This is a genomic window from Nocardia spongicola (assembly GCF_047200775.1).
Classification (GTDB): Bacteria; Actinomycetota; Actinomycetes; order Mycobacteriales; family Mycobacteriaceae; genus Nocardia.
The window spans coordinates 768,610-784,142 of record NZ_JBJZOO010000001.1; the positions used below are offsets into that span (position 1 = coordinate 768,610).

At 66.6% G+C, this 15,533-nt stretch carries 13 protein-coding genes; 9 read left to right on the forward strand and 4 right to left on the reverse strand.

What is annotated here, in order from left to right:
- The first annotated feature begins 1 nt into the window (after nucleotide 1).
- Nucleotides 2-4,189: a TIGR02680 family protein gene (locus tag ACL02S_RS03305; protein WP_412800750.1), complete on the forward strand. Its 4,188-nt coding sequence runs from the start codon at nucleotides 2-4 to the stop codon at nucleotides 4,187-4,189.
- Between the two features lie 16 nt (nucleotides 4,190-4,205).
- Here the strand turns inward: ACL02S_RS03305 and ACL02S_RS03310 are convergent, their stop codons facing one another.
- Entirely contained in the window at nucleotides 4,206-5,042 is an 837-nt protein-coding gene (locus tag ACL02S_RS03310) for an NAD(P)H-binding protein (protein ID WP_412800751.1), read from the reverse strand.
- 609 nt (nucleotides 5,043-5,651) lie between these two features.
- Between ACL02S_RS03310 and ACL02S_RS03315 the strand changes: the two genes are divergently transcribed.
- The gene (locus tag ACL02S_RS03315) at nucleotides 5,652-6,662 is read left to right on the forward strand and encodes an IPT/TIG domain-containing protein (protein WP_412800752.1); all 1,011 of its coding nucleotides are present in this window, start codon (nucleotides 5,652-5,654) and stop codon (nucleotides 6,660-6,662) included.
- A 29-nt stretch (nucleotides 6,663-6,691) separates the two neighbouring features.
- Nucleotides 6,692-7,378, forward strand: a complete 687-nt coding sequence (locus ACL02S_RS03320) for an IPT/TIG domain-containing protein (RefSeq protein WP_412800753.1) — start codon at nucleotides 6,692-6,694, stop codon at nucleotides 7,376-7,378.
- A 642-nt stretch (nucleotides 7,379-8,020) separates the two neighbouring features.
- On the opposite strand, the gene ACL02S_RS03325 is transcribed toward ACL02S_RS03320, so the two are convergent.
- Nucleotides 8,021-9,697: a fumarate hydratase gene (locus tag ACL02S_RS03325; protein WP_412800754.1), complete on the reverse strand. Its 1,677-nt coding sequence runs from the start codon at nucleotides 9,695-9,697 to the stop codon at nucleotides 8,021-8,023.
- Nucleotides 9,698-9,964: 267 nt separating this feature from the next.
- Here ACL02S_RS03325 and ACL02S_RS03330 point away from each other — a divergent pair, with 267 nt between their 5' ends.
- Complete coding sequence (locus ACL02S_RS03330) at nucleotides 9,965-10,435, forward strand: MarR family winged helix-turn-helix transcriptional regulator (RefSeq protein WP_412800755.1); 471 nt, start codon at nucleotides 9,965-9,967, stop codon at nucleotides 10,433-10,435.
- Between the two features lie 14 nt (nucleotides 10,436-10,449).
- Here the strand turns inward: ACL02S_RS03330 and mftD are convergent, their stop codons facing one another.
- Together mftD and mftE are read right to left on the reverse strand one after the other, a co-directional pair.
- The gene (mftD, locus tag ACL02S_RS03335) at nucleotides 10,450-11,673 is read right to left on the reverse strand and encodes a pre-mycofactocin synthase MftD (protein WP_412800756.1); all 1,224 of its coding nucleotides are present in this window, start codon (nucleotides 11,671-11,673) and stop codon (nucleotides 10,450-10,452) included.
- A complete protein-coding gene (gene mftE, locus ACL02S_RS03340) occupies nucleotides 11,670-12,371 on the reverse strand; it encodes a mycofactocin biosynthesis peptidyl-dipeptidase MftE (RefSeq protein ID WP_412800757.1) in 702 nt (233 codons plus the stop codon). Before mftE ends, mftD begins: the two co-directional genes overlap by 4 nt.
- A 40-nt stretch (nucleotides 12,372-12,411) precedes the next feature.
- On the opposite strand from mftE, the gene mftR reads away from it, so the two are divergent.
- The 5 genes from mftR to ACL02S_RS03365 all read left to right on the forward strand — a co-directional run bounded on the left by mftR (nucleotide 12,412) and on the right by ACL02S_RS03365 (nucleotide 15,493).
- The gene (gene mftR / locus ACL02S_RS03345; RefSeq protein ID WP_412800758.1) at nucleotides 12,412-13,032 is read left to right on the forward strand and encodes a mycofactocin system transcriptional regulator MftR; all 621 of its coding nucleotides are present in this window, start codon (nucleotides 12,412-12,414) and stop codon (nucleotides 13,030-13,032) included.
- Nucleotides 13,033-13,169: 137 nt separating this feature from the next.
- Nucleotides 13,170-14,063, forward strand: coding sequence for an STAS domain-containing protein (locus ACL02S_RS03350; RefSeq protein WP_412800759.1), 894 nt, complete (start codon nucleotides 13,170-13,172; stop codon nucleotides 14,061-14,063).
- Between the two features lie 12 nt (nucleotides 14,064-14,075).
- A complete protein-coding gene (locus tag ACL02S_RS03355) occupies nucleotides 14,076-14,465 on the forward strand; it encodes an STAS domain-containing protein (protein ID WP_412800760.1) in 390 nt (129 codons plus the stop codon).
- Nucleotides 14,455-14,868 (forward strand): ATP-binding protein, encoded by a 414-nt coding sequence (locus ACL02S_RS03360; protein WP_412801090.1) that lies wholly within the window; start codon nucleotides 14,455-14,457, stop codon nucleotides 14,866-14,868. Before ACL02S_RS03355 ends, ACL02S_RS03360 begins: the two co-directional genes overlap by 11 nt.
- Nucleotides 14,861-15,493 (forward strand): SpoIIE family protein phosphatase, encoded by a 633-nt coding sequence (locus tag ACL02S_RS03365; RefSeq protein ID WP_412800761.1) that lies wholly within the window; start codon nucleotides 14,861-14,863, stop codon nucleotides 15,491-15,493. The genes ACL02S_RS03360 and ACL02S_RS03365 overlap by 8 nt, the downstream gene beginning before the upstream one ends.
- Nucleotides 15,494-15,533 lie beyond the last annotated feature (40 nt).

Below are 15,533 nucleotides of genomic sequence, written 5' to 3' on the forward strand. Positions count from 1 at the left end.
GATGTCGCTCATTCACGGCGGAGTACGGTTCGTCCCCACCCGTGCCGGAATCATCAATCTCTGGGACTATCGTGATCAGGAATTCTGTTTCGCGGACGGCAGATTGGTCTTACGCGGGCCGAACGGCTCGGGCAAGACCAAGGCACTGGAAGTGCTGTTCCCCTTCGTCCTCGACGGACGGATCGAACCACGCAGGCTCAATCCGTTCGCAGGCGAGGAACGCACGATGAAGTCCAATCTGCTCTACCGCAAACAGGACTCGGCCTATTCCTATGTCTGGATGGAGTTCGCGCGCGGTCGCTGGGACGACCCCGAAGTGGTCACTATCGGTATCGGTATGCGCGCCACCCGATCCTCGGACAAGGTGACCCGCTGGTACTTCGTCGCCGACGGCCGGGTCGGCGTGGATTTCTCCCTGATCGATCCGGAGGACCGCCCGTTCACCCGTAAACAGCTCGCCGAACAGATCGGTACCGACTCGATCGTGGACCGGCCGGTGGACTACCGCAATGCCATCGACGCGCGGATGTTCGGGCTCGGCGCACAACGTTACGACCAGCTGATCACCCTGATCCTCACCCTGCGCCGCCCCCAGCTGGCCAAACATCTGGACCCACGTGGCCTGTCCCAGGCACTCACCGGCGGGCTGCGTCCGCTGGACGAGCAGCTGATCCTCGATGCCGCCCGTTCTTTCAGCGATATGGAGGACGTCGGCCGCACCCTGGAAGGGCTGGCACAGGCCGATACCGCGACCAAGGCCTTCGTCACGATCTACCGGAAATACCTTGCTGTCCAGACGAAAACGGATGTCGAACAGGTGCGTGCCCGGCTCGACGCGGCCACCACCGCGAGCACCGGACTGTTCGCCGCCACGACACTGCGTGAACGCAGGGAGACCGAACGTACCGCCGCCGAAGCCCGTGCGGAAGATGCCGACCGCGCCTATGAGCAAGCCAACGCCGACCGGGAGAACCTGCAACGTTCCACCGCCTATGAAGGTAAACAGCAACTCGACGACCTGACCGATGCCGTACGGCGCCTACAACTCTCGGCGGAGGTACACGCCGATAAGGCGAATACGGCATATCAGACCCTCGAGCACCGCACTCACGAGGCCGAACACGCGCGCACCGCGCTGGACACTGCCACCGCCACACTCACCAAGGGCGAGGACGAGCTGCGCACCGCCGCCGAGGACGCGGGCATCACGTGGACACCACTGCCCGAGCCTGCCAGGATCGAGCAGCTCACCACCACCGTGCGCGGCCACGCCGAGGAACGCGATGCCGATGTACGCGCGGTCCGTCATGCGGTGGCGGCGGTGGAGACCGCGGCAACCGAACGCGCCAGGGCCGAGCGGCTCGCCGAACGTGCCCATGCCCAACTCGATACGACCGCCGCCGAGATCGCGCATACCGAGGCGGCGGTGGAGCTGGCACGCAGCACCGCCGCACATGCGCTCCGATCGTGGTGGGACGAGCACCGCGCGATCTATACCCCGCTCGGCGACGACCTGTTCGACGCACTGCACGCCGCTGTAGCCGACGCGGGTTCGGATGCGCCCACCGTCGCCGAGGTGCTTGCCGAACGAACCGGCCCCCTGCTCGAATCGCTGCGCGCCCAGCGCCAGGAGGCGCGTACGCGCAGTACCTCGGCAGCCGCTCGCAGCGCCGAACTGACCGCCGAACGCGAACGAGTCATCGCCGAGCACGACGACGCGCCGCCTCTCGTCGCCGCCCGATCCGGCCGGACCGGAACATATCCCGGTGCCCCCCTGTGGCGCCTGGTGCGCTTCGCCGACGAGGTGCCGCCAGAGACCGCGGCGGCTGTCGAGGCGGCACTGGAAGCGGCGAATCTGCTCGACGGCTGGGTTTGCCCGGACGGCGAACTGCCCGCGGACTACGAATCGGATCAATTCCTGGTGCCCCTGCCCGTCGCCGACCGGCCGACCGGCCGCACCCTCGCCGATGTGCTCGTCATCGTGGACGATTCGGATTCCTGCACCGTGCCGAAGAACACCGTGGCTGACCTGCTCGATTCCATCGCCCTGCCGGAGAGCGCGGAGGCACCGAGCGGCGCGGTGAGTATCGCGGCAGGCGGCTTCCGCCAGGGCGTACAGCTGGGCAGACACCGAAAAGCCGCCGTGGAATTCATCGGCGCGACCGCACGAGCCGAACGGCGCGAGCACCGCGCAGCCGAGCTGACCGCTGCCCTCGCGGCCGCGGATGACGACCGGCATGCCGCCGAACGGCACGAGGCCGATCTCACCACCGAACTCGCGCGCCTCGGTGCCGCGACCAAAGCCCTGCCGCGGCCGAGCGCGGTCACCGCCGCGCTACGAGCGGTAGCCGAGACCGCGGGGATGATGCGCTCTCGTTCCGAGACCTGCGCACAGGCCGAGCACGACCTGGACCGAGCCGTCGCGGAGCTGTCAACGGCGGAGAAGAAACTGCGGGAGGCCGCCACCGCGCACCGCACTCCCCGCACCCACCGTGAGCTCGATGCTCTCGCCGCCGCCATCCGGCATTTCGAGAATATCGGCGCGGGCCTGCTGCGGCTGCGCGGCGAGCACCGGCGCGCACACGAACGCGCCGAGGAGAGCGAAGACCGCCGCACCGAAGCCGCCGATCTGGCCGAAGTGTTCGCCGAAGAGGCGGCGGCCGCGCATTCCGGCTATCAGGAACAGGTACGTAAGCTGGAGACCTTACGTGCGGCACTCGGTGCGAGCGCGACCGATATCGATCACGAATTGGCGCAGGCAGGCCGGCGGATCGAAGCGACAAGGGCAGAGCGCAAAGCCGCGCGGAAAGCCGCCGACGCGGCCATCGAAGCAGTCGGCGACGCCGAGGCCGCCTATCGCGCCACCCACGAATCGCTCGCCACCGCACTCACCGAAGTGCGCACCGCGGTCCAAACCCTCGCACCCTACGCCCAACCGGATCTGCTCACCCTGCTCGGCGCCCCCGCCGAGCACCGCTGGCCGAGCAGCGACGCCGCCTGGTCGACACCGGAACAACTGCTGTACCGGATCACGGCGGCCGGGCCGAACCAGCGAACACCGTTACTGCCCGGCGAGGTCGCCGCCCTGTTCGACAGCCTCACCGCCGCGACAGCCACGGTGCACGCGAGCGAGACGGCGCGGAAATCGACGCGCAGCGCCACCACCGCGGCATTACAGGAGTTCGACGCCGCGCTGGCCGGTTGCGGCCACGACTACCGGCTGCGATGGGACGCGGCCGACGGCCTCACCGTCGTCCAGGTCGACGACGAACACGGCTGCCACTCCCTGTCCGATTTCGCCACCCGCGTCGATACCGCGCGCCGAGACCAGGAACAGCTGCTCACCGCGGCCGAGCAGCGCATCCTGGAAGACGCACTGCTGACCGGCCTCGCCCAGCAGATCCACGAACGCACCAGCGACGCACGCGAACTCATCGCCAGGATGGGGGCGGAGATGAAGCGGCGGCGGATGTCATCGGGCAACACCATCGGGGTGCACTGGCTGCTCGCCGACCAGCTGTCCGATCCGGCACGGGCCATGTGCAAACTGATGGATCGGGACGTCTCGACACTGACCGCGGAGGATCTGGCGACGATCCGCGCACACCTCGCCGGCGAGATCAGGGCGGCCAGAGCCGCCCACCCCGAACGCTCCTATCCCGAGATCCTCGCGGCCACCCTGGATTACCGCACCTGGCGCGTATTCTCCTTCACCCTCATCACCACCGACGGCACCGAAGACCGGCTCACCGTGGCAAGGCACAGCGCGCTGTCCGGCGGCGAACAGTCGGTATCACTGCACCTGCCCCTGTTCGCCGCGGCACATGTCATGCTCGATTCGGCCGACCCGCAGGCGCCACGTCTACTCGCCCTTGACGAAGCCTTCGCCGGCGTCGACGACAACGGCCGCAGCGAACTCCTCGGCCTGAGCGTGCAATTCGACCTCGACCTGTTCATGACCGGCTACGACCTGTGGATCACCTATCCGCACGTCCCGGCTTGCGCACACTACGATCTGGCGCACTCGGCGGCCGAACACACCGTCAGCGCGACGCTGTTGGTATGGGACAGCGGCGACATACTCGCCGGACACGACGGCACCGAACTGACCGCCGCACTCGGTTCACCCGATCGCCGCCGGATACCAAGCATGCTCGACGGCGGGCTCGAACTCGTACCGGTGACCTAGGGGCACGCGCTATCCGCTATGCGAACTCGGCCGCGTGTGCGGCGGCCCACTCGGAGAACGACCGCGCCGGGTTTCCGGTGATCCGTGCGACGGTGTCGGTCACCGGTTCCGGTACGGCGACCATGGCCGCGTGTGCGGCGAGGATGCCATCGACCGCCTGAGGCGGCATATCCTCGAACAGTGTCCGACGCGCCGTATCCGGATCGATCTCCTCGAAGCGGATGGGACGGCCGATCGCGGTACCGATAACCGCCACCTGCTCGATGTGGGTGAGCGATTCCGAACCGGTCAGCACATACCGTTGCCCGACGTGACCGGATTCGGTCGCGGCCCGCACGGCGACCGCAGCGATGTCCCGTTCATCGATCAGCGACCGCCGCGCCGCACCGTGAATCCACCGCACCACACCGGTATCCCGGATCTGCCCGGCCCAACCCAACGTGTTCGCGGCGAATCCACTGGGCCGCAGGAACGTCCAATCCATACCGGAATCCTCGAGTAGACCTTCGAGCATGGCGTGTGAGCCGAGGATGCCCTCGTCCGCGCCTGCGGTGACACCGTTCGCCGACAAATACACCACACGTTCGGCCCGCTCGGCGATGGCTGCGATCGTCGCGGGTGCGGCGGCATCGGCACTGAGGGTAGGCCACACCAGGACCACTGCACGCACAGAATCCATCGCCGCGGCAACGCTCACCGGGTCGGTGAGGTCGCCACGCACCACCTCCACCCCCGGCATCGGTGTGCCGCGCCGCGGGTCACGGACCAGGGCTCGAACCTTCTCACCGCGCGCACGCAGCTGCGCAACCACACTGCCACCGACTCTGCCGCCGGCTCCGGTCACCAGAATCACAATCCGCTCCTCACATATCGAACTCCCAGCGACGACGATCCTTCAACCTGAAGTCGACTCGAGGTCAAGCGTCGGCACCTGCGCCATTGACTGCACCGCCCGAAAACGCGCCGACGGTGCGGGCAGCCGGTGAACCGGTACCTTCTCTCACCTGTCGCCCAACACGATGTGGAGTTGTCGCGGATATCAGAGGTCGGAGCGCCACGCTCACCGACCATCCGGACTTCCTCCGCCGCGACGACTTCGTGCCGCACGAACAACCAATGAGCGACTGCTCGCTGAAATCGTCGATATCCATGCCCTCCTACCGCTCGCCGCGAGTGCATGTCATTGCGTATGAACGCTGCTATAGGACGATCACCGATGAAGTTTTCCCGACCGATATCGCTGGAAGCGATATCGCCGCAAGACAACACACCCGACTACCGCTGAATCGCCGACCGCCGTCGACCCAGACAACAATCCGAAAACGGACAGAGGCGGACTACGAAACCCCTTGCCCGGCAAAGGTTACGGGGGCGTTAATGGAGGAGCCGGGCCAACAACACACGTCGGGCACCCCCCGGTGAACCGTACCCATCACCACACAGCACTCGAAGGGGTAATGGTATGCCTACCATCACCGCCATCTTCCCGACCTTCGGACCACCCTCCGGCGGGAACTCCGTCATCATCACCGGTACCGGGTTCACCGGCCCCACCTCGGTGTACTTCGGTGGCACCGCGACCACCTTCACCCTGGACAACCCCACCCAGATCACCGCCCTGGCCCCACCAGGATCCGGCACCGTGCAAGTCACCGTGGTCAACGCCGGCGGCGTCAGCAACGGCGTCGCCTACACCTACGGCGCACCCCCACTGCCGACCCTGACCGCGATCGTACCCACCTCCGGCCCCGCCACGGGCGGCACCGTCGTCGTACTCACCGGTACCAACCTCACCGGCACCACCGCCGTCACCTTCGGCGCCACCCCCGCGACCTCGTTCACCGTCAACTCCGCCACCCAGATCACCGCCATCGCCCCCGCCGGGGCCGGGACCGTCGCAGTCACCGTCACCACCGCCGCGGGCACCAGCAACGCGCTCGGCTACACCTACATCGCCGCCCCCACCATCCTGGCCCTCGTCCCGACCTCGGGACCGGAAGGCGGCGGCAACTCCGTGACGATCCTCGGTACCGGATTCACCCCCGCCAGCTCGGTCACCTTCGGCAGCATCACCGTGGTGGCCACCTTCATCTCCGCCGGCCAGATCACCGCCACCGCACCCCCCGGCAACGGGACCGTCGCGGTCACCGTCACCACGCTGGGAGGCATCAGCGGCCCAGCCCTCTACACCTACCTCCCGGTCCCGACCATCACCACCCTCTTCCCCACCAGCGGACCAGAAGCAGGCGGCACCGTGGTGATCATCACCGGCACCGGCTTCACCGGCGCCACCGCCGTCACCTTCGGCGCCGCCCCCGCAGCCGGATTCACCGTCGACTCCGACACCCAGATCACCGCCACCGCGCCCCCGGGGTCGGCGCGGTCGGGGTCACCGTCACGACACCAGGAGGAACCAGCGGCCCAGCCGCATACACCTACCTCACTGTCCCCACCATCACCACCCTCACCCTGAAAGCAGGCCCGACCACAGGCGGTAACGTCGTGATCATCGCCGGCACCGGCTTCACCGGCGCCACCGCCGTCACCTTCGGCCTCACCCCCGCCGCCGGATTCACCGTCGACTCCGACACCCAGATCACCGCCATCGCCCCCGCGGGCGGGCCTGGCACGGTCGGGGTCACCGTCACCACCCCAGGAGGCACCAGCGTTCCATCCCCCTACCTCTACATCGCGGCTCCGACTGTCCTAGTGCTCAGCCCGGACGCGGGCCCGGAAGGGGGTGGTACCCCCGTGGTGATCACCGGTACCGGCTTCAACGGCGCCACCGCGGTCACCTTCGGCGCTACACCGGCGGTCTCGTTCACCGTCGACAACGACAACCAGATCACCGCCACCGCCCCCATCGGAGTCGGCGCGGCCGGGGTCACCGTCACCACCTCAGGAGGCATCAGCAACCCCGGCATCTACACCTACGTTCCGTTCCCGGTGATCACCGGGATCAACCCGGTCAGCGGACCGGCAGCAGGCGGGACCGCGGTGACGATCTCCGGCAGCAACTTCACCGGCGCCACCTCGGTCACCTTCGGCGGCACTCCGGCGGCCTCGTTCACCGTCGACAACGACGGCCAGATCACCGCAACGACTGCCGCGCACGCCGCAGGGGCCGTATCGGTCGACGTCACCACTACAGGAGGCACCGATTCCTTCGCCAGCTTCACCTACCTGTAATGATGACCGGCGCCTCCGGGTAACCACCGAGTCTTTTCGGCACCATATCCGGTAGGACCCAACGAGTAAGAACAGAGCAACACCCACCCCAGCGGCGGCCGCGCTTCCCTTCCAGGGATCACGCGGCCGCCCACTACTGGACGCCGGGTCCTGCACATATGAACAACCGGGCGGTATCGCAGCAGCACGCCGAGTCCTGAAATCTGGAACTCGACGCGCTGCTCATATACCCGGCCACCACCGCACCGGCACGCGTGCCGGCATGACTACCGAAATACCACCTGCCGCAACGGACAATCCCACGCACTTCGACGTCCCCTGGTGTCCTGTGGACAACAGTCGGCGAATTCCACAGAAAGCGGTGCTACTTCACATGATCGCCATCCGATATATCCGATATGCGCGCAATCACCCGCCAGGAGCCGGGACTTCACTCACCTGGAAGACACGCTGTCCACAATTTCATTCCAGTGCTGTGGATCACATGACCACCCCCACGGCTATCACTGGCGGGAATTTCACATTTCGCTCCCCAGCATGTGCAAAGCTTCCGCGGCGGATGCCCGGCCCGACGGTGATGTCCCGGCGATCGAGATGACACCGCCGTGCCGCGATATGCCGCGGCACGGGCCGAACAACCACTCAGACGCGCTCTTTGGAGCGGGTACGCACGCGCAACGCGATCGGCTTCTGCGTCTCGGCGAAGAAGTCGTTGCCCTTATCGTCGACGACGATGAACGCGGGGAAGTCTTCGACCTCGATCTTCCATACGGCTTCCATGCCCAGTTCCTGATACTCCAGCACTTCGACCGATTTGATGCAGTCCAGCGCCAGCCGCGCGGCAGGGCCGCCGATGGAGCCGAGGTAGAAGCCGCCGTGCTCCTTACACGCCTTGGTCACCTGCGCGGACCGATTTCCCTTGGCGAGCATGACGAACGAGCCACCAGCGGCTTGGAACTGCTCGACGTAGGAGTCCATTCGTCCCGCGGTGGTCGGGCCGAAGGAACCCGATGCGTAACCTTCCGGCGTCTTGGCCGGACCGGCGTAGTAGACGGCCATATCGCGCAGGTAGTCCGGCATCGGTTCGCCCGCGTCGAGCCGTTCCTTGATCTTGGCGTGCGCGATATCACGCGCCACCACCAGCGGTCCGGACAGCGAAAGCCGGGTTTTCACCGGGTATTTCGACAATTCGGCGCGGATCTCGTCCATCGGCCGGTTCAGATCGACGCGGACGACGTCACCACCGAGGATGGCGTCGGTCTGCTCGGGCAGGTACTGCGCGGGCTCCCGCTCCAGCTGCTCCAGGAATACGCCCTCAGGGGTGATCTTGGCCAGCGCCTGCCGGTCCGCCGAGCAGGACACCGCGATGGCCACCGGGCAGCTGGCGCCGTGTCGCGGCAACCGCACCACGCGCACATCGTGGCAGAAGTACTTACCGCCGAATTGCGCACCGATGCCGAAGGACTGGGTCAGCTTGAAGACCTCTTCCTCCAGTTCCAGATCGCGGAATCCGTGTGCGGACATCGAGCCCTCGGTGGGCAGGTTGTCCAGATAGTGCGCGGAGGCGTATTTCGCCGTTTTCAACGCGAATTCGGCGCTGGTGCCGCCGATGACCACCGCGAGGTGGTACGGCGGGCAGGCCGCAGTACCGAGCGAGCGGATCTTCTCGTCCAGGAATTCCAGCATCCTGGTGGGATTCAGGATGGCTTTCGTCTCCTGGTACAGGAACGATTTGTTCGCCGAGCCGCCACCCTTGGCCATGAACAGGAATTTATAGGCGGGGTGTGCCGGATCACCCGCGGTGGAGTAGAGCTCGATCTGGGCGGGCAGATTGGAGCCGGTGTTCTTCTCATCCCACATGGTGATCGGCGCCAGCTGCGAGTACCGCAGGTTCAGCTTGGTGTAAGCGTCGAATACGCCCCTGCTTATCCATTCCGCGTCGTCGGCGCCGGTGAGCACCCCCTCGGACTTCTTACCCATGACGATCGCGGTGCCGGTGTCCTGGCACATCGGCAGGATGCCACCCGCGGAGATATTGACGTTCTTGAGCAGATCCAGCGCGACGAAGCGGTCGTTTCCGCTGGACTCCGGGTCGTCGATGATCTTACGCAGCTGCCGCAGATGCGCAGGCCGCAGGAAGTGGCTGATGTCGTGCATCGCGGTTTCGGTGAGCAACCGCAGCGCCTCGGGCTCGACCTGCAGGAAGGTGCGCCCATTGCGTTCGAAGGTGCTGACTCCCTCGGTGGTGAGCAACCGGTAGGGGGTGTCATCCGCGCCGATCGGCAGCAGGTCTGAATAGCGGAAGTCCGGCGCGGTCACCAGTCACACTCCTTCGGGTGGGCCCGGACACGATGAACGGCCGGGCTGGTCACGAGCACAGCGAGCCTAGCCACTGATCGGCACCCCGTAGCTGGTTAGGCAACCCTATCTCGAACATATAGGCGGAAAGGTTGCACGCTCAACCGGGTGATGGTACCTGTCATCCCGAAGAGAACACGCAGGTGTCCGCGCGCCCGGCCATGTGCGGCGCACCGCGCGCAGCGACGCGGAACGCTTGTGTGATCCGCCAGAATGTGGGGTATTCCCGTGACCGATCTCACTCGGCTCGACGACCTCGAGCGGCACGCCTGGCTGGGTTTCCTGCGCACCCGCGACCTCATCGCCGCGGCGGTCGGGCGGGATTCCACCAGGGAGTCCAACCTCACCTATGTCGAGTACTCGGTGCTGGCCCAGCTGGCCGAGGCTCCGGACCATCGGCTCGGCTTCGCCACCCTGGCGGCCGGACTGGAGTGGTCGCAGAGCAGGCTCTCGCATCAGGTCACCCGGATGCAGCGGCGCGGGCTGGTGGTACGGGAACCGATCCCCGGCGATGCCCGCCGCACCGCGGCCCTGCTCACCCCGCGCGGTGCCGAGGTGCTGGCCGGTGCCGTGCCCGCGCATGTGCAGAGCGTGCGCAGGCACATGATCGATGTCCTCGATCGCAAGCAGTTGGCCGCATTGGCCGATATCTACGACACACTGCTCGCGCATCATCGGAATTCGGCGGACGAAAGCTGAGCGTCCCGGCGGGTTCAGGCCGATGTGGACACCGTCGGGGCCGGGAGATCGGCCACCGCGGCTGTGCCCGGCACGCCGAGCGCCCGTTCGAACCCGGCCTGCATCACCACATCCGACCGGTCCACCTCGGTGATATGCGTCCTGCGCAAACCCAACAGCGCCGAATCGATACCGCCGCGCAGAATGTCCAGCACATTCTCCACACCGGCCTGCCCGTTCGCGGCCAGGCCCCACAGGTAGGCCCGCCCGATCAGCACCGCTTTCGCACCGAGCGCCACCGCCTTGACCACATCGCTGCCGCGGCGGATACCGCCGTCGAGCAGCACCTCGATCTGGCCGCCCACCGCGTCGGCGAGTACCGGGAGCGCGCGGATCGCGGCCGGGGTGCCGTCGAGGTTGTTCCCGCCGTGGTTGGACACCGAGATCCCCGCCACCCCCGCGTCGACCGCGCGCAATGCGTCGTCGACCCGGATGACTCCCTTGAGCAATACCGGACCGTCCCACTGCTCGCAGATCCAGCGCACATCCGCCCAGTCCGGCGCTGGCGTACCCATCCATTCGCCATAGGCGCCGAAGAAACCAGGGGCAGGCCCATCACCGACCGCCATATTCGGCGCGGTCAGATCGGGAAGCCTGCCCGAGCGCATATACGTGGCCAGCCAGCGCGGACGCGCCAGCGTCTGCGGTGCGAACTTCAGCATGGTCCGCAGATCGAGCTTCTCCGGGATCACCGGGCTGCCCCAATCCCGGCCGTGCGAGAACGACCAATCCAGAGTCAGGATCAGACCGACCGCGCCCGCCTCCTCGGCGCGCCGCATCCGCTGCAGGATCTCGTCCTTGCCACCGCACCAGTACAACTGGAAGAAGGTCGCCGGATTGGCCGCGATCACCTCTTCGATCGGTTTGCTGGCGAACGAACTCAAGCCCATCGCGATACCACGCGCGGCGGCGGCTCTGGCGACAGCGACCTCGCCGTCCGGGTGTACCGCCTGCACACCGGTCGGCGAGATCAACACCGGCATGGAAAGCTGTTGCCCCAGGACCGTCGTCGATTGGTCCCGCTCGCCGATCGGGCCCGCGACATGTGGCGCGAAGCCGAGCTCGGTGAACGCCTGCTGATTGTCCTCGATGGTCTGGCCGCGCTCGGAGCCTGCGATCAACGCGCCGTATACCGATCTCGGCAACCGCTTCTTCGCCCGCCGCTGCGCTTCGGCGACGGTCTCGAACCACGGGTTCATGTTCCGGTCCTTTCCGGGGAGGTCTCCGGCCACCAGAGCCGGGTTCGGTCGAGCAGATCAGCGCTCAGCTGATCGAGCAGAGTGGCGCCCGCGGCGGCGGTCGCGCCCGCCGGATCGCCGAGCACGCCGTTGGCACTCACCGCGCGCACTCCCCCGGCGCGTAATCGCGGCAGCAGCTCGGCCAGCGGGCGCGTGTTCCCGGCCACCGCAAGAGCGCTACGCACCCGGTCCGGCGCCAGCGCCAGCTGTAGTCCGGTCTCCGCTCGCCCCGCATGCGGGTCGCCATCGAAACACGGCAGGTGGAGGCGTACATCGCGGGATTCGGCGCGCAGCAGATCCTGTGCCCGGCGCAACGGTTCGATATTGCCGCCATGCCAGTTCACCAGCAGAATCCGGTCGAAGGTGTCTGTCGCCGATCGACACAGCTCGACCACCAGCAGTTCCAGCGCCCGCTGTCCGATCGACAAAGTGCCGGGAAAGCCGGCGTGCTCGCCGCTGGCCCCATACGAAATAGCCGGTGCGACCAGCACATCGGCTCTGGCGGCGGCCAGCCGGGCGCACAATGCCGCGGCGATATCGGTATCGGTGGACAGCGGCAGATGCGGACCGTGCTGCTCGGTCGCCCCGACCGCGACAGCGAGGATGGCACCCGCGGCGGCCCGCTCGCCCGCTTCGGGCCAGGTGAGATCCGCCAACATGTCGCGAGATTATCGTCAGTCACTGACATAATCAAGAGCCGTGGCGGTCGAGCAGAATCAGACGATGCGGGAGAACCGGACCACGCGCGGCCGCCCACGCGGCACCACCAAGCGCGAACTCGAACTGATCGCCATGCGGCTGTTCACCGAGCAGGGTTTCGACGAGACGACCGTCGAGCAGATCGCCGCCGTCGCGGGGATCAGCGGGCGCACCTTCTTCCGCTACTTCCCCACCAAGGCGGAGGTGCTCTGGTACCAATTCGACGACGAGATCGCGGCACTGCGTACGTCCTTCGCCACCGTCGCCGACGATATCCCGATGATGACCGCGGTGCGCCGAGTCGTGGTGAACGCCAACCGGTATCGCGCCGAGGACGTACCCGAATTACGCACCAGGATGCATCTGGTGGCTACGGTGCCGGCACTGGCCGCCACCGCGGGCACGCATTACGACGCATGGGAACGCGCGGTGAGCGCGTTCGCCGCGAGCAGACTCGGCGAACCGGAGGACGGACTCCTGCCCCTCGCTGTCGGACGGACCACACTCGCGGCGGCCCGAGCCGCGTTCGACGCCTGGCTGGCCCGTGCCGACGCGGACCTCACCGTATACCTGGACGAGGCGCTCGCCGCGCTGGAACGCGGGTTCGCCACCGCGCGGTGAGGGTCACACAGTGGCATCCGGCAGCCAACCGGCGGGTTTGGTCTGCGGCTCGAATGGGGTATGACTAGGCTCGGAAACGGCGAGCTGCCGAACGCACGAAGATCCCGACGCAACCGTCGAAAGGGGCAGGAGTTTTCATGTCCGAGGTGTCCATGAGCCTTTCGGCGGATTCGCTGGCCGCGGGCCCGGTCGACAACCTGCTCCCGCAACTGGTCGAACACCTGCGGCAGAACCGCACCGCGCTGCGCGAGGAATGGGCGAGGCGCATCACGGACGCCCAATTGCTGACCGCGATGACCCCGGAAGAGATCTTCTCCGAAGCGACCTCCGTCTACGACAACTACGTCGAGGTACTCGAGACCGGCAGCGTCGAGGCTCTACAGGCGTACGCGCGCGATCTGTCCGAGCGCATCATTCCCCGCGGCGTCGAGACCGACGAAGTCCTCGGCATCGTCCTGTTGCTGCGTGACGTGCTCGCCCGCTCACTGTTCGAGAAGTACCAGGCCGACTTCGATCTGCTCAACGCGGTGCTCGACGCCTACGAACCGGCCGCCAACCGCATCGCCAACACGGTGGGCGTCTCCTTCGTCCAAGAGCGCGAACGTGTCATCCGCCAGCAGCAGGAAGCCATCCGCGAGCTGTCGACGCCGGTATTGCAGGTGCGCGAGCAACTGTTGATCCTGCCCATCATCGGCGTACTCGACAGCCAGCGCGCCCGGCAGCTCACCGAGCAACTGCTGCGGGCCATCCGGGCCAACCGCGCGAAGGTGGTCGTCATCGACATCACCGGTGTGCCCGCGATCGATTCCACGGTCGCCAATCACCTGGTACAGACCGTCGACGCGTCCGGCTTGATGGGCGCCAATGTGATCATCACCGGCCTGTCCTCGGAGATCGCCCTGACCCTGGTCACCATCGGTCTGGATCTATCGAAGATGAACGCGGTCGGCGATCTGCAGGGTGGTATCGAGGAAGCCGAGCGCCTACTCGGTTACGAGGTCTCGCGCGTCACCGAACGCGACGGCCGCTGATCGGGCGGGCACATGCCGGTTCCGATTCTCAAACAGGGTACGTATCTCATCGCCTCGGTGCAGTCCGCGCTGACCGATGCCGATACCGAGCGGCTACAGGACGACCTGATGAAACAGGTCAGCAAGTATCGCGCGCACGGCATCATCGTCGATGTCACCGCGATCGATGTGATGGATTCCTTCGCCGCGAGGTCCTTGCGTACCATCGCGCATATGACGCAGCTGCGCGGCGCCGAAACGGTGATCGTCGGTCTGCAACCGGAAGTCGCGTTCGCCATGGTGCAGCTCGGCCTCACCTTCGAGGACATGCATACCGCCCTCGATCTGGAAGAGGGACTCGCCTGGTTGAACAGCAAGACCCTGGCCCGTCATCATCGAGACGGTCGTGACAGTGGCCGCTGAGAATGTGGTGATCGCGGTCAGAGTCTCCGGTGACATCGTGATCGCACGTCAGGCCGGACGCGAACTGGCCGCCAAACTCGGCTTCACCCTGACCGATCGGACGATGATCTCCACGGCGATCTCCGAGATAGCCCGCAACATCACCAGTTACGCGGGTAGTGGCGAAATCCGTCTACTGGTCGCCGACCGCGAAGGCAGACAAGCCCTGATCGTGCAGGCCGAGGATCAAGGACCTGGTATCCATGACATCGCCCGCGCGCTGGAGGACGGCTACTCCACCGGCCGTGGACTCGGACTCGGCCTCCCCGGTGCCCGGCGGCTGATGGACCGGCTCACTGTCGACTCGGCACCGGGGCGCGGCACCCTGGTGGAAATGTGGAAGTGGGTGCCCAACAGTGCATAAGGACGGGTTCATCGGCCGGATCGAGTGGGCAATGGCAGGGCGCGCCCTACCCGGCCAACAGGCTTCGGGTGATCGCGGCGTCGTCCTCGATGCCGGAGACGGCACCGTCCTTTTCGCCGTCCTCGACGGGCTCGGGCACGGTGCCGCCGCAGCCGACGCTGCCGAACACGCCGACGCGGTACTCGCGGAGCACCGCACCGAGCCACTGGAGATGCTGATGAACCGCTGTCATCGGGTGCTGTCCGATACCCGCGGCGCGGCGATCTCGCTCGCCCGATTCGGTGAGGACGACACGGTGCACTGGATTGGTGTGGGCAATGTCGAATCCCAGGTGGTCACCGCGGGCCCCGCCGGTCCCTCCGTACACGCCACGATATTGCTCACCGCAGGCATCGTCGGCTATCGATTGCCACCGAACCTGCAACCACAATCCATTCCAGTGCGCCCCGGCGACCTGTTGTTGATGTCCACCGACGGTATCGTCGCCGAATCCGCCACCGAAGTAGACCTTTCCAAGTCGACTGCCGAGATCACCGCCGAGATCCTGGCCCGGTACGCCAAAGACACCGACGACGCGCTCGTACTGGCCGCCAGGCACCGTGGCAGCACAAGGGCACGCGCATGAGCGATCAGGCCCGGAGACGGCAGCCGAGAAGGGACACAGC